Raw genomic sequence first — 16,974 nt, 5'->3', positions numbered from 1 at the left:
AACAGTATGTTTCACTCCTCTTACATCGAAATAAGTAAATCAGCACTTCAAAACAACATTCACTTCTTAAAACAGCAGGTCGGGCCACAGGTGAAGTTTTCCTCTGTCATCAAAGGGAATGCTTACGGGCACGGCATTGAGGTTTTCGGGCCACTGGCGCAGGCTTGTGGCGTCGACCATTTTTCTGTGTTCTGTGCCGATGAGGCGCTGCGTCTACTGGAGTCCCTCCCCCGCCCTGCAACCATTATGATCATGGGTTACCTGGACAACCCGGAGTTGGAATGGGTTATACAGCATGACATCGAGTTCTTCGTTTTTGAACCTGACAGGTTGGTGGAAGCGGCGAAAGCGGCAGCAAAAACAGGGAAGCCAGCCAGAATACACCTGGAACTGGAAACAGGCATGCACCGGACAGGTTTCGACCCGGCAGATCTGGAGCAGGCGAAAACCGTACTGGAGAAATACCGGGAGCATGTGCTGCTGCAGGGGCTGTGCACGCATTTTGCAGGAGCGGAAAGCTTTCAGAACCACGACCGCATAATGGCGCAGCAACACAGCTTTAACACCCAGCGGAAAAAGCTGCAGGAAAGTGGCTTTACTTTCAGGCAAACACACACAGCCTGCTCGGCAGCCATGATGGGCTATACCGAAACGCACATGGACATGGTAAGGGTGGGGATCATGCAGTACGGCTTTTGGCCCAGTCCTGAAATGTACAGCCAATACGTGAGCCGGCAGGAAAACAAGACAGACCCTTTGCAGCGCCTCATCAACTGGAAGAGCCGCATCATGAGCCTGAAGCATGTGCCCCGGCAAGCATACATTGGCTATGGCTCCTCTTACCAGGCTCCCCGCGACATGGTGGTGGCAGTGGTGCCAGTGGGGTATGCCTGGGGTTATAGCCGATCGCTCAGCAACCAGGGGCAGGTGCTGATCAGGGGGCAGAAAGCAGCAGTGGTTGGCATAGTGAACATGAACGTGATGATGGTGGATGTAACCGCCATACCAGGCGTACAGAAAGAAGATGAAGTGGTGCTGCTCGGCAGGCAGGGCAGCCAAAGCATTACGGTGGCCTCTTTCAGCGAACTCAGTTCCCAGCTGAACTATGAACTACTCACGAGGCTGCCGCTGAACATCCCCCGCTTTGTTGTGGAGTGACGTCATGAACTGAAAACTTTGTAATTAAGCTTTACATGAGGAGCCCGGAAGCGAAATCAACTCTTCAATTCATACCCGCAGTTAAAGCAGTAGTTAGCATCAACAGGATGCCCTTCCTGGTGGCAGTTGGGGCATACACGGGTAGCAGCTGTCTCGCGGTCAGATCTTGCCAACTCTACGGATACAATTCCCGTTGGTACTGCAATGATGCCGTAGCCCATGATCATGATGCAGCTGGCCAGAATCTGGCCAAGTGGGGTGACAGGTGCAATATCCCCGTAGCCAACGGTGGTCAGGGTAACAATGGTCCAGTAGATGCTCTTGGGTATGCTGGTAAACCCATTTTCCTCCCCTTCTATCAGGTACATCAGCGAGCCCACTATGACCACCAGCACCAGCACCACCCCGATGAACACCAGGATTTTGTTGAGGCTGGCCCGCAAGGCATTTGACAGCACCTGCCCTTCGTTGATAAACCGGGTAAGTTTAAAAATACGGGCAATGCGGAGCAGTCGCAGCACCCGGACCACCAACAGGTAATGGCTCCCGGCAAACACCAGGCTCAGGTAGGTGGGCAGAATGGCCATTAAATCAACAAGGCCAAAAAAAGAGACAACGTACCTGCCGGGCCGTGGCGTGCTGTAGATGCGCAGCAGGTACTCTATGGTGAAAATGATGGTAAAGCACCATTCCAAAAAACGAAACCAGGGAAGATACTTATCATTTAGCTCTTCTATGCTTTCAAGGCTAACCACCAGCACACTCAGCAGGATGAGTAACAGCAAAATAACATCGAAGGCTTTGCCACCAGGGGTTTCAGCCTCAAAAATGATAGTATAAAGTTTCTCCCTGAAGTTAGTTCTCTCTTTTGGCGTCATATAATGTCAGGCTGTACTGGATTTGTACCGTATACGGAAAAAGTGTTTTGGAGCCTACCCCAGGTACTTCTCCTGCTGCCGGCTTAATAGGTAGAAACTATCTGCACGGAGTCCCGCTGCAGCTTGGAGGTCAGGAAATTCTTTATCCGGCTCTCATACTCCCGGACCTTAGCCGCATCTAACGGCTGGGGCTGTCTTCCTGCAGCCTTGTTCTCCTGTGCCCGCCAGTTAATGCGCACCAGCATCATGGTATCCGGTTTCACTGCATCCGGGGCTGTCACTAGTTCGCCTACCTGCACCTGCTGTATTTCCGGGAAGAGCAGTTTCAGGTCAGAGGTGGCATTGCCGGTGGTGTAGCGTCTTCTCCGCCGCTGCAGGCTGTCTGCCCGTTGCTCCTGCATCTTCTGCAGCTCCAGCGTCTTTATAAAATCGCGGGTCAGCGTGTTGGTGACATCATAGGCTATCCGCTCTACTTCCTCCGGCGACACGTCCAACTGTACCAGTCGTACCTGGTAGTTACCAAGGGCACTCTCCTGGAGAACACTGTTGTAATGCTCCACCAGGCCTTCGTCCACCTGCTTGCCCACACTGTAGATTTTGATGTAGTTGACGGTATCTGCCTGCTGCACCTCCCATTTTATGATCTCGTTGTTTCTGGAGGTAAAGTCCCTGATAACCAGGTTCTCTATCTGCTTCCGGGTTTGCACGTCTTTGTAAATATTATAGAGGAAGTACACGCTCGGCAAAACCACAATCACCAGCATGATGGCCATGATCCGGGCCACCTTCCGCTCCTTTTCCTGGTTCACATAGTGCTTGATATGAAAGTTCAGGTACTTCACTATCAGGAAAGTGGAAAGTGAGATAAAGACCGCGTTGATGAAGAAAAGGTAAAAGCCCCCAAAGAAAAAGTCAAACCGGCCGATGGCCAAACCATAGCCTGCCGTGCACAGCGGCGGCATCAGGGCTGTGGCAATCGCCACTCCCGGTATGGCATTGGACCTGTCGGAGCGCGAGATGGAGATGATACCCGCCACACCGCCGAAAAAGGCGACCATTACATCCAGGAGCGTTGGCTGCGTCCGGGCCAGAATCTCATTGGTGGGCTCACCAAGGGGGGTGATGCTGAAATAGAAGGTACTCACAAACAAGCCTGCCGCCGCTGCCAGTGCCAGGTTTTTAGCAGAGGCGACCAACATTTCGCGGTCATTGATCCCTACTGATAGCCCCACGCCCAGAATAGGCGACATGAGCGGCGAAATTAACATGGCCCCGATAATCACAGCGCCGGACCCTGTGTCCAGGCCAATGGAGGCCAGCATGGCGGAGCAGATAAGCATCCAGGTGTTGTTTCCCCGGATCGGGATTTTATCGTAAATCTCCCGGATGGTACCTTCCTCGTCGGTCTGGTGCTGAATGTTGAGGACGTGGTCCAGCGTCCTCCTGAGGGCTCTAAGAAGCAGCATAAAAGTTAAATAAGGCAGCACAGGAAACTGACATTCCTGCTACAGCTATGGTCTCTGCGGATTTACCGGGTTCACACCTGCAACAAAAGCTTTATGCTTGCCTGTGCACTACGCACTTGCTGTGACATTTAGCAAGGATGCGGCTGGTTTAAAACTTTATATAGCTTTGTCTTTGCAGGTATAGGCGTATAAACCTATGTCGCTTATGTTAACCTGTCGTCTCTTTACCCAGGCACAACAGGTTCCGGCAAAAATAAGAAATTGTGCGGGAATGAACTATTTCTTTACCGGAAGCTGCGGCAGCAGGCTGGGCAGTGCGTTCATTTTGTTCAATTCCTGTATCAGTGCATTTACCTTCTGCCTGTCGCCGGGGTTCTGGATTTCTTCATCAGCATCAAACAGCAAAAGTTCAGCTTCCTTATAGAGCACGGGCTTTAAGTGGGGATAGGCCTGCACCTTGTAAAGCAGGCTATGCAGCAGGTACAACAGCCGCAGCACAATAATACTGCTGCCTTTCCCATAAAGCCGGATAGGGCTTAGTGTAATGGAAAACAAGTTCTCAAACGTTTCATGCTGAAAGCGTATGCGGGCAGCCCCCTTCTTATCATACAGCACCTTTTTGTCCGACAGTTGCATGCGCACCGCAAACAAATCGGTCAGGTAATCTATGGCTTTGATAGCTGTTCCAGGGTCATTTATTCCCGGGCTCAGGGCCTTGACGGCGCTCTCGGTAATGTGCTTGAACCCGAAGATATAGTTCACACCAGGCCGTTCTTCTCTGTAAAAGTCCACCAGGCCGAAGAATGCGTCCTTAAACTCCTTCATGTTCTCCAGCCTTTTGTTGATACGTGCAAAGGGAATACCTTCTAGCAGGAAGCTGCCTAGCGCCTGCTCAAAATCAAGCACCACATCATATTCGCAGCACAACTCCAGCACTGCCTGCTCGTCCAGGCTTTGCAGGTAGCCGGTTTTGGGGCTTTTAAGGTCATGCCACCCCTCGCTATGGGTAAACATATTCGGCATGCCTGATCTTTTATCCTTTTCTATCTCATCCAAAAGCCCCCGGTGGGTAACCCGGTAAATGTTTTCCAGAATGCTTTCGATTTGGATGGACTGGGAGATAGAATGAATAAAGTATACAAAAAACCCCAGGCACAGAATGGTAAAGCACATGGAAAGAAAAATGGAGAACCCGGGAAGGGAGTTGTTGTAATATTCTGCCCGCACGTTTACCATGATCACGAGCGTGTAGATGAGCGTACCTAAATATAAGCCCAGCACCCTTTGGTTCGCCTTATAGGAAATCAAACCTGGAATAACGCGGGGGCTGAAATTAGTGCTCGCCTGGTTCAGCACCAGCATGACCATGGTAAAAGAAAAAACAGTGAGCGAGATGACACCGGTGGTAATAGAGCTTAAGATAAGCCTTGCCGTTTCCCCGTTGGTGATGATCATGAAAGGCAGGCTGTCTTTAAAATGCGAACTGAGGCCAAGTGCCTCCAGGTAAAGCATGAGCAAAGCCAGCCCGAAAAAAAACAGTGAAATCAGTGTGGGGTAAAAGCCAATGCTGTTAACGATGTAGTGATATGCAAACTTAACCTGGCTTAGTATCTTCTCCATGGTGCAAACTTGTAAGTTGCTAAAGTAGCAGCCTTTATATATGCTACTTTACTTATATTACCCACAGGAGGTTGTATAGATCAGGCTATGCTTCTTAAGCTTCTCGTGATGATACAGGGGCAGGAACAGGATTGATTATCTATTTCAGTTAAACCATTACTGGCACCCTCGCTTTGCAGGTTTAGAATACAATTCAAATACCTGGCTTGTAAGAGGTAAAGGTCTTGTCGGTATAGAATACCATTACCTGTTCTATGGCCTTACCTTTCGCCTCAGGCTCCTTTACAACCGGAGATGGTTCTTGTACTTTTTGTGGCGGCGCTGTTTCTTCAGGAAGTGAAGTGCCTGCCTGAGGAAGGGGCTTATCCTGCTGGTTTTCTGAAGCTAAGCTTTTTAGCATCTCTCCTTCCCCAAACAACAACCAGTTAACAGCTACCTCCCTGTAGCAACTGATTATCTTCATCACAACATCCAGGCTCGGCTTATTTCTGCCACTAAGGATATGGCTGACTACAGCGCGGGGAACTTCTATATTATCAGCCAGCTGAGTGGAGGTAAAACCCTTATACTCCATCAGTTGCCGTATGCGATCTACCATTTGTCGCGTAATTTAGCTGTTGTCTCTTATTACATTTGTAACATACAAAAGCTTTTCTGTTATCACAAATTTTTTAAACATAAATATAAGACCTCTTCGGTTACTTCAATATCAAATCACAACATGCTATTTTTCAGAGTAATATAAAAGATAAACATCCAGAAACTCAAGCTGTTTACAATTGTATATACATTTGTAAACAGCCATACTGTCTCCGTGGGCACATCATGTGTGACATCAGGTAAAAACCTGCCTTCAGAACCAGCACCCCTCGCTGCAGCAGGGGCTTTATAAGAGCATACAAAGGTCTGAAAACAAGCAAGGTGACACAATGGCAGACAGAATGGAAGCGATTGTGGATAACTCAACTTATCCACAATCGGTTACTTTTCAACCATTTACAGACCTGCAGCATGTCTAATACTTTCAGCTAAATTGCCTGTTCCTGGGAAGGGCCTGACATAAAGAGCGGGCAGGCAGGTTAAGGAAAAAGAAAAAAGCACCGAAGCACAAATAGAACTATACCAGCATCCGGATAAAGATTCTTTGAAAAAAAGAGAGGGAAATAAAAAGGCCAGCAGGAGCTTATGCTTAAAGCAATCCCCTGCTGGCCTTATAAAAAAATCAGTATACGTTTACTTCACCAGCAATGTCCCATGCATTTTATGCCAATGGTCGGGGTAAGTGCACACAAATTCATAGGCTCCTGGCTTGGAGGGAGCCATAAACTCAAGTTCTACCGTTTGCCCCGGCAGTGCCAGGGGTGATGCCGCAATCACGGCCGGACTTTCCGGCACATAATTACCAGAAGCGCCAACTTCTGCAGCGGCCAGGGCCACCTGTTTAAAGGTGCCCGGAGCTGTGAACACTACATTATGCATCATAGGCATATCCACACCCTCGTTGATAAACGTTAAGTTCACCAACGCTTCGGCTTTAACTTCAAGTGTATCTTCCTTATAAGCTATCTCATCGAGGGTGTTCCCGATGGCATGCAGGGTAAGTTCCTGCGTTGGCTGCAATGTGGAATCCGGCGCTTCTACAAGAGGAGCAGCACCCTCTTCAGCACTTGCTTCAGATGCGACAGGCACCTCCTTTGCTGTCGTGTCAACTGGATTACAGTTCCAGAGAAACAGGCAGCCTGCGATGAGGCCACCATTTAAAAAATATCTTTTCATTCAATCTTTGTTTTGTAGCACCAATGCTCTTCCGCCTCCGCTACCTCAGTATCATAACATTTCAGGGTTTGGCTAAATAGCTGTTGCCACCTATGCTTCAGTGACGCGGCCATCCGTGAAAGGGTTGGTATAGTTTCCCTGTTTACCCAAAGTACTCCTGCTCCAGTTTTTTATCGTGGCCGTAGATATCCTCGCGGAAGTGTATTTGCCCCTTCTCATCTACCCAGCTGGTAAAGTAAACAATGTACACCTGTACCCTGGTTGGTAAGGTAACCCAGGTTTCCTCACTGCCCGTCATGGTACTCCTGATTTTGGATTCGGTCCACTCCGGCTGATCCTTCAGGAGATACTTCGCTAACTCCACAGGATACTCCACGCGCACACAACCATGGCTGAAGTCACGGTTGGTCTGGCTGAAAAGAGCATCGGCAGGAGTATCGTGCAGGTAAACGGCATACTCATTCGGGAACAGGAACTTAATCATACCCAGGGAGTTCTTCGGCCCCGGCTTCTGGCGCACGCGGTACTGGAAGTTCTCCTCCGTTACGCTCGCCCAGTCAATGCTATAAGGCGAAACAGTTCTGGGGTTTTTCTCTTTTGTTACCACCTCCATGTTCTGAGACGCAAGCCAGCCCGGGTTGCTCAGCATCTTAGGCTTGATTTCGGCAGCCATGATCGTATTCGGCACATTCCAGTAGGGAGCCATCACCACATACTCCAGCTTATCGCTGAATATTGGAGTGGAGTGCATGGTTTTACCAACGATGACACGCATATCCATCACCTTCTCATATTCCCTTTCAGCTTCCGGATCATTATCAGGGTCTTCGTAGATATACATTTTATACTCCGGTATATTCACCCATATGTATTTCTGATCCAGGCTCTTGGGCACCAGGCGCTTCGGGATCCAGCGCCAGCGCTCCATGTTAATGGTTATCTGCCGGATACGGTCCTCCACCGGCACATTCATGGTAGTGAGGGTATTCCCGCCTACAACGCCGTCCTCTTTCAGGCCGTGCAGCATCTGAAACTGCTTTACCTGCCTGGCCAGATTAGCGTCATAGACATACAGCGAAGAATCGTTTTGCGGATATTCCTTGTCGGGGTTCAGGCGCTTGCGAAGGGTCAGCACAGCGGCATGCGTGTCTCCCTCCTTCAGCATTTTTTTACTTCCTAATTCTATTTTGGGCCATCCTCCCTCTTCCTCCAGTTTACGGTACTCCTGGAGCTTGTCCCTCAGCCGTGTATAGCCCGCATGGAGCGCTTCAAATTCGTAATAAGGGTACGTACTCTCCCGCTCGCGTAAAATCGTCTGGAGGGTCTTATGCAGCTTGATTTTATTTTTCTTTACATCCCAGCTGTTGTTGCCCACCAGCTGCGGGTTAAACCGGCCCCGGTAAAAGTCGGAGGCATAGTTGAAGTAAGAGGCGGTCAGTGCCACATCAATTTCCTGTTGCAGCGCAAGCCGGGCAGAGTCACCGGACTTCATCTGCTCGTACTCCTCAATCATTTTATCGATGTCCACGATGCGGTATTTGGCCGGATTCAGCCCTTCTTTTTCAGCGCTTTCTATAACAGACAGAAACTTCTCTGTTTCAGGCACCAGTTTATTGTCCCGGAACCAGGCCAGGTTATAATCTCGGTCCCCATAAAACAGGAACATGTAGTCTTCGTGCTCCTTGAATTCCGGCTCTTTGTCAATATAGTTTCGCACAAAAAGGCTGTCTGTGGTAGCCTGAGGCAGCTCTTTGCCGCCAAACAGGCCGGATGCTATTCCGTCGCCATCGGACCCATCGGAAGAGGACTGGTTACAACCATTCATGGCCACCACACCCACTAGGGCACAAAGCGGAACAGCCAGGTATTTATAGAGGTAAGGGTTCATTTTTTAGATTTAGTTGGTTAATGCGCTTTGTAATTGTTCCTGTTTTAAGAAATGCAGGAGTTAATCCTACAACTATATCAGAATAATACAATCGAAAGCGGCTTAATTGTTTAAAACAGGCGCTTCACCCCTATGTACTTCAAATCAGCACAAAATGTTCTGCAGAGGTTTCCCGCTGCCTGAATTAGCCTTTTCAGCCCATGTTATACTACTGTATACGCTACAGACTTAACATAATAACAACACTTGTGTAAAAGAAGTTTTGGCAGTAGGTTATCCCCTCCCTGCGGCGGCTACTTCTGTTTTTCTCCTTTGGCATTATTACCTATCTTACACCTAAACGACATAGCGCGCTAAAATGAACGTATACCTCCGTTGCTTACTTGGGCTGGGTATGGCAGGAAGCCTGCAGCTTGCCTCCTGCTCCACCCAACCCTCTAACGAGAACATGACGATGACAAAAGAACAACGAGCTGCAGAAGCAGCCCCTGATGATGTACACAGCTATGCCAGGCCCGCAGAGGCAGTAGCGAAACACCTGGACCTGGACATTGCGGTTGATTTTGACCGGAAAGTGCTGAGCGGCCGTGCCGCGTACCAGATCGAAAACAAAACCGGTACCGACCAGATTGTTTTCGACACCCGTAACCTGCAGGTTGAGAAGGTATTTTTAGGGGACGGTATGGAAGAAACCACCTTCCGCCTGGGAGAAGGCAACGAAACGCTTGGGCAGCCGCTGCTCGTGCAAATAAAGCCGGACACCAGGAAGGTGACCATCCAGTACAGCACCTCGCCGAAGGCAGCAGCCCTGCAGTGGCTGAACCCACAGCAGACCGCTTGTAAGCAGCACCCCTTCCTATTCACGCAGTCGCAAGCCATCCTGGCCCGCACCTGGATTCCGATCCAGGACAGCCCCGGCATCCGGATTACCTATGCGGCAAGGGTAAAAGTGCCGAAGGAACTGCTGGCCGTGATGAGTGCAGAGAACCCGACAGAGAAAAACAGCACCGGCACCTACACCTTCGAAATGAAGCAGCCTATCCCATCCTACCTCATGGCCCTGTCGGTAGGTGACCTGACGTTCCACGAAATAGGACCACAGACGGGCATATATGCCGAGCCACAGACCATTGAGGCCGCTGCCTATGAATTTGCAGAAATGGACAAGATGCTGGCAGCGGCAGAGAAACTGTACGGCAAATACCGCTGGGGCCGCTACGACCTGCTGGTGCTGCCGCCCTCTTTCCCTTTTGGCGGTATGGAAAACCCGCGCCTGACCTTTGTGACACCTACCGTGCTGGCAAAAGACCGCTCCCTCACCAGCCTGATTGCGCATGAACTGGCCCACAGCTGGAGCGGCAACCTGGTTACCAACGGCACCTGGAACGACTTCTGGCTGAACGAAGGCTTTACGGTGTATTTTGAGCGGCGGATCATGGAAGAGCTTTACGGCATGGAGTACGCCGACATGCTGCATGTGCTGGGCTATCAGGACCTTACCAATACCCTCAACGACTTGGGTGCCGGCAGCGAAGACACCCGCCTGAAACTTGACCTGGAAGGACGCGACCCGGATGAAGGCCTCACAGACATTGCCTATGAAAAAGGAAACTTCTTTTTGCAGAACATAGAGCGAGCCGTTGGCCGGGAGCGGTTTGATGCTTTCCTGAACAGTTACTTCAGCACCTTTGCCTTTCAGAGCACGAATACAAGCAAGTTCCTGAACTTCCTGCGTACAGAGCTGATAAAAGGAGATGAGCAGCTGGCGCAACAGATAAACGTGGAGGGCTGGGTGTTCTCTCCTGGCCTGCCAGCCGACTTTGTGAAACCCACTTCCACCCGCTTCGCAGAAGTAGAGGAAGCCTTCCGGAGCTGGCAAAGCGGAAAACCGGCCGCACAGTTAACTACTAAGGGCTGGTCGAGCCACGAATGGCTGCACTTCATCCGGATGCTGCCGGATCAGATGACGCAGCAGCAACTGGCCGAGCTGGACAAGGCCTTCAACTTCACTAACTCAGGCAATGCGGAGGTGCTGGCCGCCTGGTTCCTGCATGCCATCCGGAACAACTACACCACAGCTGACCAGGCACTGAACACTTTCCTGACCAATGTTGGCCGCCGTAAATTCCTGGTGCCTATTTACAAAGAACTGATAAAGACACCGGAAGGAAAGAAAAAGGCCCTGGCTATCTATGCCAAAGCCAGGCCAAACTACCATGCCGTTTCAACCGTCACCTTAGATGAACTGCTGAAATAGAAGCAAAAAGAGAGGGGCAGCTAAAGTATAGCTGCCCCTCTTTTTTTAAGTTTGCTTGTAAAGCTCTGTTACCTTCTTACCTGCTGGTTAAGCCAGGCGAAGGTACAGAGCCCTTCTTATGTCATTTCAGAAGGCTCTGTCTTATTTCTCGGCTTTCGTGTTGATAGCCTGCTCTGCAATTTTAGTAAGCAGTTCGTCTGTCTTCTTCTCTTCTTCAAGAGTAGTTGTCAGCTGCTTCAATACATCTTTCATGCCTAGTTGCTTCGCATACGCACATACAGTACCATAGGCAGCAATCTCATAGTGCTCTACTCTTTGTGCACTGGCAATAAGGGCGGCATCCATTACACTTTCGTCTGCACGCTCACTCATCATAGATTCTGCTTCTTTGATGATGCCTTCCATAGCAAGGCATTTCTCTCCTGTTGCCTTTTTGCCAAGCGTTTCAAAAACACCATCCAGGCGCTCTATCTGCTTCTCGGTCATTTCCAGGTGGTCCTGGAAAGCCTGCTTCAGTTTGTCAGAAGAGGTCGCTTTCATCATTTTAGGCAGCGCCTTCGTTATCTGTTTTTCCGCACTGTAAATGTCTTTTAACTCGTGGATTAAAAGGTCTTCTAAATTGTTAAGTTTCATAGCTTGAAAAGGTTTCGCGTTAAAAAATCGTGGCTTGTCAGCCTACTGTACATCCTATACGACACACCCCTTCCGGAGTTTTAATATATGATTTTTTATTAACTAAATATCTCATATTTTTCACCAGGCCAGCTATCAATATAAATTAATTTATATACATGAATAGGGAACTATAGAATAAATGGAAGGCAATGGCTGCCAGCCCTCCTGCAGCCCAATGCGCAATTCATGAAACGATTTTCATTAAAAGCGGTAATCTTTATGGGGACGGCAGCGTGTTTTGTAACTTGCATGCTCCTTATTAAAAGATCAACAACAACAGCACCCGTGGACAAACCCAAAGGAAAACTCATTGCAATTGGCGGAAACGAAGACAAGGGCACCTACCCCAACCCCCGGTCAAAGAAGAAGTATTACCTAGACTTTTTCGAGCTGGGTATCTTAAAGCGCTTTCTGCAGGAGATCCCGGAGAAGAAGCCGCATATAGAAGTCATCACCACAGCCTCCATGATACCGGAAGAGGTGGGGGAACGCTACCTGAGCGCCTTCGGTATTTTGGGAGTAGAGCATGTGAACCTGATGCACATTCGCCAGGAGGAAGATGCCCATGACCCGGTTTACCTGGACCGGATTAAAAAGGCAGATGGTGTCATGTTCAGCGGCGGCGACCAATCCCGCATTACACGCATGTTCCTGAACACAGAAATCCTGGAGGTGCTGAAGTACCGCTACTGGAACGAGAATTTTACAATAGCGGGTACCAGTGCCGGCGCCATGGCGATGTCGCGGATAATGATCAAAGGCGGAAGCGCACCTGAATCGCTGTTGCGCGGGTCTGTAAAGATAGGCGAAGGACTGAACCTGATAGACGGGGTTATTATTGACACACATTTTGTGGTGAGAGGCCGTTTTGGCCGCTTGATGGAAGCGGTCGTGACGCATCCCAAAACAGTAGGCATCGGTTTAGGTGAAGACACGGGAGTGCTTCTAACAGAGGGCCATATCATTGAAACCATAGGTTCCAACCTGGTGGTGGTGGTAGATGGCCACGAGGTACAATATACAAACGTGCATGAGGTAGAGAAAGGCCGTCCTGTTGCTATCAGTAACATGGTCATGCAAGTTCTCGCGAAAGGGAACATATATGATTTCAACTCCCGCCGTTTCTTTAAAAGCGAAGAAGATTACTTCCACGACCAGCTGCAGGAAGCAAAGTAGCTGCAGAGAAGCATAAAGCTCCCGGCTAAAATGAGGCTGTTTTGTCTGCACCCTTCCAAAGGGGCAGTTAAACCATCTCCTTGTATATCCCTACAAAACTATCTTCCTGTTTTTGCTTGCTGGCCCGGTACATGCCTTCTGAGTTGAATGGCAGCGCCACCTCCCCTGCTGCATTCACAGCTATCAGCCCACCTTCTCCTCCGAACTTCACCAGCTTGTCCAGCACCACTTCGTCGCAGGCTTGCTGCAGGGTGTAGCCCTTGTACTCCATGAGGCAGGAAACATCATAAGCCACCACGGCACGCATAAAGTACTCGCCGTGTCCGGTACAGGAAACAGCACAGGTTTTATTATTGGCATAAGTACCGGCTCCGATGATAGGGGTATCTCCTATGCGGTTATAGCGCTTGTTCGTCATGCCCCCGGTAGAAGTGGCAGCCGCCACATTGCCGTCGCCATCAATGGCAACAGCTCCTACAGTGCCAAATTTTTCCTCCTTCTGCTCAGAGTGGTCGAGCATAAAGATGTTTGAGTCGCGAACCTCGCTCCATTGCCTGTACCGGTAAGCGTTGAAGAAGTATGATTCGGGAGCAAAGTCAAAGCCATGGTTGCGGGCAAACTCTTCTGCCCCGTAACCACTTAGCATCACATGGTCAGAGTGCTGTATAACGGCCCGCGCCAGTTTAACTGGGTTCTTTATCCCCTGCACACCCGCTATTGCGCCAGCCTCTAGGGTTTTACCACACATGATGGCCGCATCCATCTCATGCCTTCCTTCTTTTGAGAAAACAGAACCACGACCAGCATTAAACAAGGGGTTGTCTTCAAGGTTTATAACTGCTTGTTCTACAGCATCCAAAGCGGGCTTCCCTTGCTGCAGAAGTTTATAACCAATTTCTACAGCCTCTTTCAGCGCGGCTTTGTAAGCTTTCTCCTGCTCTGGCGTAAGAGATGCCCTGGTGATGGTGCCTGCTCCTCCATGAATGGCGATGGCTAAATTGTTCATAGGCTGAAGTGAGTGTTTTGTTCCTGTACCCTGTACGCCTTTCCAACTCCGGCTGTTTAAAGCAACAGCATGAAGTCTGCGCCAAATATACTGATTAAGCTTCCAGGACAAAGCGTTTAGAAAATAGCAGGCAGCCGCGAACGGAATGTATCAGAATCAAAGGCATTCAAAAGAGACAGCAAAAGATTCCGGTAGTTTTTCTACTTCATGAAGCATAAGAAAATCAGGGCTGCAATTTGAGACAGGAGAGAATGAATAGAAATTATTTCAGAGAATTTGAAGATGCTTTGTCTCTGCTAAACCTAGTAAATACACATCCGTTGCAAAAGTATAAAGACCTGAAGATCAGGACTAGTACTATGTTTAACTTTAAATCAGAGATAAAACTATGGCAATTAATTTTGATAAATTCGCACAAGAAGGAAAAGAGTATTTAAATACCCTGGCAGCTGACCTGGGACACCCGGAGGAAAAAGGGCAGACAGCGATTTTGCTTAGAGCCGTGCTACACACGTTGAGGGAACGTATCACCATCAGTGAATCTCTTAATCTGCTGGAGCAGCTTCCTATGTTCCTGAAAGGGATATATGTAGAGCAATGGAAATACAGGGAAAAGCCACTTAAGTTTGACAGCATTGAAGAGTTTAAGAACGCTGTAAAGCAGGAACAGGCAAAGATTGGGGAACGACAGTTTGACTGGGGGCAGTCTACAGAAGACCTGATCAAGATGGTACTTACCTCCCTTGGCACACGCTACTTATCTGAAGGGCAACTGGAACACATAGCCAAGCAGGTGCCGGAAGAAATCAGAGACTTGTTCCCGGTAGAAGTAGAAAGCAATCACTAAAAGCTGTGTAGCCGCTGGAGCACTGTTGGGAATAAACATACCCAGCACAGCTCTCCCGGCAGAAGAAGCATGCTGGTGAAAATATAGATTTTCAAGTCATTTTCTGGACCTGCATTAGGGGAAAAATCGTTATCTTTGTTCTAATCAAGATAACCTATTTAAATAAAAAATTATGTCGTTTGATATCCAAGGTAAACTGTACGAAAAGTTTGAGGAGCAACAGGTAAGTGATAAGTTTAAGAAGCGCGAATTCGTGCTGGAGATTCCGGATGGCTCGTACACACAGTATGTAAAGTTTCAGTTAACGCAGGATAAGTGCAGCCTGTTAGATGCATACAAGAATGGCGATGAGGTAAAGGTAACTTTTAACCTGACCGGCAAGCCTTTTACTAAAAACGGCACTACCATGTACTTCACCAACCTGCAGGCCTGGAGAATGGAGCCAGCAGGTGGCAGCACTCCTGGCGCACCTGGTGGAGCCCCAATGCAGCAGGATGCTCCTTCTTTCTACAGCAGCGACGCAGACAACGACTTACCTTTCTAAGAAAGAGATTATATAATCTAAAAGCGGGCTTTAGGGCCCGCTTTTTTTTATGTCATTTTTTCTGTCTTGCTGCCTGCTTATTTCCAAAAAAAAACAAAAACAAAGCGGGTGCCATATCACGATTTCCTATACTAAACACTTATAGCATAGCCTTTTGCAAAACCTGATAATCCCTGCTATAAAAATCATAACATTAAATGTAGCACGGTTTTTGAAAAAACAGTTGTTGAGTTAAATAATAAGTGTAAGCTTTCCGGAAGTTTATATTTCGATTACCTGCTTTCGCAGCAGAACAAAATTTTCGGACATCAGTTTATATGCACAGCACCTCCCAAACCTATGGACGAACTACAGCGCCTGATTTTGCAGGGCGAAAACGAAACCGTTGATTTTAAGCAACGGGTAAAGCAACCAGAAAAAATTGCCCGCACCCTCGTTTCCTTTGCCAACACCCGGGGTGGTGTCATTTTGATTGGGGTGAAAGACAACGGCACAATTTCCGGCATCGATCCCGAAGAAGAGAAGCACATCTTACAACAGGCAGCCGACTTTTACTGTGATCCTCCGGTGCAGGTGCAGTATGAGGAAGTGGAGGAAGACCGCCGCATTGTATTGAAAGTAATTATTCCGGAGAGCACTGTTAAACCGCACTTCGCTAAGGTAAAAGAAGATGACTGGCGGGGATTTGTGCGTGTGAAAGACACCAGCGTGCAGACAAGCAAAATGGTAGACAAGGTGCTGGCGCAGGAGCCGGAGCAGTTTGAGCGCCTGCCACTAAACCGGCATGAAAATGCAGTGCTAGGCTATCTGCAGCTAAGCCCCCGCATCACGCTGAAACAATACATGAAGTTAGCAAATCTCTCAGAGCGACGTGCCTACCGCACTCTCGTAAAGCTGGTGATACACGGCTACCTGCGCCTGCACGACAAAGAAAAAGAAGAATATTATACCCTAAGTTAATTACCCTGAATTTCAGAAGACACATACTCCCACATAAGGTTTCCTTTTTCGTAATATGCTGAGTGGGAGTATGCACCATTTGCCGCATACACTTTCCATTCGCCAAACCAGAAGTACTGCACTTTCCTGTCATCCTCCACCCGCTTTGCCCTACCCGTTTTTTCCAGGGTTCCATCCTCCCGGTACCGCTTCACGTTTATATAATCCAGGTTGCGCCTGTAGCGCTCCGTCATCATCAGCTGACCACCTGGGTAATAGTAACGCCACTTCCCTATTTCTCTCCCATGCTTAAACCGCCCGTTCCGAATCAGGGACTTGCCGTCGTTGATGTATACTTTCCAGCGGCCATGATAACGGCCCTGTTTGTCGAACTGATTTGACCTGAAAGGCCATGTCCCTTTCGGATTTTCCTTTGCCTGCCCGAGCAGAGGCAGCAGCAGGAATATGACAAAGATGCAGTGGCGCATGAGAAGAAAGTTTATGAGGAAACAACCACTTTCAAAACAGGAGTTACTAAATTTATTTAATCAACTAAATAATTAGTTATACCTGCATTGTCGGACTAAAGTATTGAAAATTAAGCTTGTATATTCTCTTCTTTAGATGTAATATACTACTGCTGTACAGTTGACGCATGCGAAACCTGTACAGCGTGTAGCCTCACTTTATTTTGTCACGTAAACAGCAGTGTTAACCGTGACAAAACAGGAGCATTGTGGAGTA

15 protein-coding genes are annotated in these 16,974 nt (G+C 48.7%); 6 read left to right on the top strand and 9 right to left on the bottom strand.

What is annotated here, in order from left to right:
* Nucleotides 1–6: 6 nt before the first annotated feature.
* Nucleotides 7–1,158, top strand: coding sequence for an alanine racemase (gene alr / locus ACYVB1_RS06950; RefSeq protein ID WP_460922074.1), 1,152 nt, complete (start codon nt 7–9; stop codon nt 1,156–1,158).
* Nucleotides 1,159–1,214: 56 nt separating this feature from the next.
* Here alr and ACYVB1_RS06945 read toward each other — a convergent pair whose 3' ends face one another.
* The 6 genes from ACYVB1_RS06945 to ACYVB1_RS06920 all read right to left on the bottom strand — a co-directional run bounded on the left by ACYVB1_RS06945 (nt 1,215) and on the right by ACYVB1_RS06920 (nt 8,786).
* Nucleotides 1,215–2,036 (bottom strand): ion transporter, encoded by an 822-nt coding sequence (locus ACYVB1_RS06945; RefSeq protein WP_460922072.1) that lies wholly within the window; start codon nt 2,034–2,036, stop codon nt 1,215–1,217.
* 83 nt (nt 2,037–2,119) lie between these two features.
* Entirely contained in the window at nt 2,120–3,502 is a 1,383-nt protein-coding gene (locus tag ACYVB1_RS06940; RefSeq protein ID WP_460922070.1) for a TIGR00341 family protein, read from the bottom strand.
* A 276-nt stretch (nt 3,503–3,778) separates the two neighbouring features.
* Nucleotides 3,779–5,122, bottom strand: a complete 1,344-nt coding sequence (locus ACYVB1_RS06935; RefSeq protein ID WP_460922068.1) for a DUF2254 domain-containing protein — start codon at nt 5,120–5,122, stop codon at nt 3,779–3,781.
* A gap of 193 nt (nt 5,123–5,315) precedes the next feature.
* Nucleotides 5,316–5,720 carry a helix-turn-helix domain-containing protein gene (locus tag ACYVB1_RS06930; RefSeq protein WP_460922066.1) on the bottom strand — a complete coding sequence of 135 codons (405 nt, stop codon included), beginning with the start codon at nt 5,718–5,720 and terminating at the stop codon, nt 5,316–5,318.
* 635 nt (nt 5,721–6,355) lie between these two features.
* Nucleotides 6,356–6,898, bottom strand: coding sequence for a plastocyanin/azurin family copper-binding protein (locus tag ACYVB1_RS06925; RefSeq protein ID WP_460922064.1), 543 nt, complete (start codon nt 6,896–6,898; stop codon nt 6,356–6,358).
* 142 nt (nt 6,899–7,040) lie between these two features.
* Nucleotides 7,041–8,786: a L,D-transpeptidase family protein gene (locus tag ACYVB1_RS06920; protein WP_460922062.1), complete on the bottom strand. Its 1,746-nt coding sequence runs from the start codon at nt 8,784–8,786 to the stop codon at nt 7,041–7,043.
* 358 nt (nt 8,787–9,144) lie between these two features.
* Here ACYVB1_RS06920 and ACYVB1_RS06915 point away from each other — a divergent pair, with 358 nt between their 5' ends.
* A complete protein-coding gene (locus tag ACYVB1_RS06915; RefSeq protein WP_460922060.1) occupies nt 9,145–11,043 on the top strand; it encodes a M1 family metallopeptidase in 1,899 nt (632 codons plus the stop codon).
* A 141-nt stretch (nt 11,044–11,184) separates the two neighbouring features.
* On the opposite strand, the gene ACYVB1_RS06910 is transcribed toward ACYVB1_RS06915, so the two are convergent.
* A complete protein-coding gene (locus ACYVB1_RS06910; RefSeq protein ID WP_460922058.1) occupies nt 11,185–11,676 on the bottom strand; it encodes a YciE/YciF ferroxidase family protein in 492 nt (163 codons plus the stop codon).
* A 327-nt stretch (nt 11,677–12,003) separates the two neighbouring features.
* On the opposite strand from ACYVB1_RS06910, the gene ACYVB1_RS06905 reads away from it, so the two are divergent.
* Nucleotides 12,004–12,894, top strand: coding sequence for a cyanophycinase (locus ACYVB1_RS06905; RefSeq protein ID WP_460922056.1), 891 nt, complete (start codon nt 12,004–12,006; stop codon nt 12,892–12,894).
* 67 nt (nt 12,895–12,961) lie between these two features.
* Here ACYVB1_RS06905 and ACYVB1_RS06900 read toward each other — a convergent pair whose 3' ends face one another.
* Complete coding sequence (locus ACYVB1_RS06900) at nt 12,962–13,900, bottom strand: isoaspartyl peptidase/L-asparaginase family protein (protein WP_460922054.1); 939 nt, start codon at nt 13,898–13,900, stop codon at nt 12,962–12,964.
* Between the two features lie 388 nt (nt 13,901–14,288).
* Between ACYVB1_RS06900 and ACYVB1_RS06895 the strand changes: the two genes are divergently transcribed.
* The 3 genes from ACYVB1_RS06895 to ACYVB1_RS06885 all read left to right on the top strand — a co-directional run bounded on the left by ACYVB1_RS06895 (nt 14,289) and on the right by ACYVB1_RS06885 (nt 16,251).
* On the top strand, nt 14,289–14,747 hold the full coding sequence (locus tag ACYVB1_RS06895) for a DUF2267 domain-containing protein (RefSeq protein ID WP_460922052.1): 459 nt from the start codon (nt 14,289–14,291) through the stop codon (nt 14,745–14,747).
* 172 nt (nt 14,748–14,919) lie between these two features.
* Nucleotides 14,920–15,291 carry a DUF3127 domain-containing protein gene (locus ACYVB1_RS06890; RefSeq protein ID WP_460922050.1) on the top strand — a complete coding sequence of 124 codons (372 nt, stop codon included), beginning with the start codon at nt 14,920–14,922 and terminating at the stop codon, nt 15,289–15,291.
* Nucleotides 15,292–15,630: 339 nt separating this feature from the next.
* Complete coding sequence (locus ACYVB1_RS06885; RefSeq protein WP_460922048.1) at nt 15,631–16,251, top strand: AlbA family DNA-binding domain-containing protein; 621 nt, start codon at nt 15,631–15,633, stop codon at nt 16,249–16,251.
* Here the strand turns inward: ACYVB1_RS06885 and ACYVB1_RS06880 are convergent.
* Nucleotides 16,248–16,718, bottom strand: coding sequence for a toxin-antitoxin system YwqK family antitoxin (locus ACYVB1_RS06880; protein ID WP_460922046.1), 471 nt, complete (start codon nt 16,716–16,718; stop codon nt 16,248–16,250). The genes ACYVB1_RS06885 and ACYVB1_RS06880 overlap by 4 nt on opposite strands.
* Nucleotides 16,719–16,974 lie beyond the last annotated feature (256 nt).

The organism is Pontibacter brevis, assembly GCF_054779655.1.
This window is presented reverse-complemented; position numbering and strand designations above follow the sequence as displayed.

Coding starts and splice junctions, on each gene's coding strand:
- alr (WP_460922074.1), top strand. CDS start 7: ATGTTTCACTCCTCTTACATCGAAATAAGTAAATCAGCACTTCAAAAC.
- ACYVB1_RS06945 (WP_460922072.1), bottom strand. CDS start 2,036: ATGACGCCAAAAGAGAGAACTAACTTCAGGGAGAAACTTTATACTATC.
- ACYVB1_RS06940 (WP_460922070.1), bottom strand. CDS start 3,502: ATGCTGCTTCTTAGAGCCCTCAGGAGGACGCTGGACCACGTCCTCAAC.
- ACYVB1_RS06935 (WP_460922068.1), bottom strand. CDS start 5,122: ATGGAGAAGATACTAAGCCAGGTTAAGTTTGCATATCACTACATCGTT.
- ACYVB1_RS06930 (WP_460922066.1), bottom strand. CDS start 5,720: ATGGTAGATCGCATACGGCAACTGATGGAGTATAAGGGTTTTACCTCC.
- ACYVB1_RS06925 (WP_460922064.1), bottom strand. CDS start 6,898: ATGAAAAGATATTTTTTAAATGGTGGCCTCATCGCAGGCTGCCTGTTT.
- ACYVB1_RS06920 (WP_460922062.1), bottom strand. CDS start 8,786: ATGAACCCTTACCTCTATAAATACCTGGCTGTTCCGCTTTGTGCCCTA.
- ACYVB1_RS06915 (WP_460922060.1), top strand. CDS start 9,145: ATGAACGTATACCTCCGTTGCTTACTTGGGCTGGGTATGGCAGGAAGC.
- ACYVB1_RS06910 (WP_460922058.1), bottom strand. CDS start 11,676: ATGAAACTTAACAATTTAGAAGACCTTTTAATCCACGAGTTAAAAGAC.
- ACYVB1_RS06900 (WP_460922054.1), bottom strand. CDS start 13,900: ATGAACAATTTAGCCATCGCCATTCATGGAGGAGCAGGCACCATCACC.
- ACYVB1_RS06895 (WP_460922052.1), top strand. CDS start 14,289: ATGGCAATTAATTTTGATAAATTCGCACAAGAAGGAAAAGAGTATTTA.
- ACYVB1_RS06890 (WP_460922050.1), top strand. CDS start 14,920: ATGTCGTTTGATATCCAAGGTAAACTGTACGAAAAGTTTGAGGAGCAA.
- ACYVB1_RS06885 (WP_460922048.1), top strand. CDS start 15,631: ATGGACGAACTACAGCGCCTGATTTTGCAGGGCGAAAACGAAACCGTT.
- ACYVB1_RS06880 (WP_460922046.1), bottom strand. CDS start 16,718: ATGCGCCACTGCATCTTTGTCATATTCCTGCTGCTGCCTCTGCTCGGG.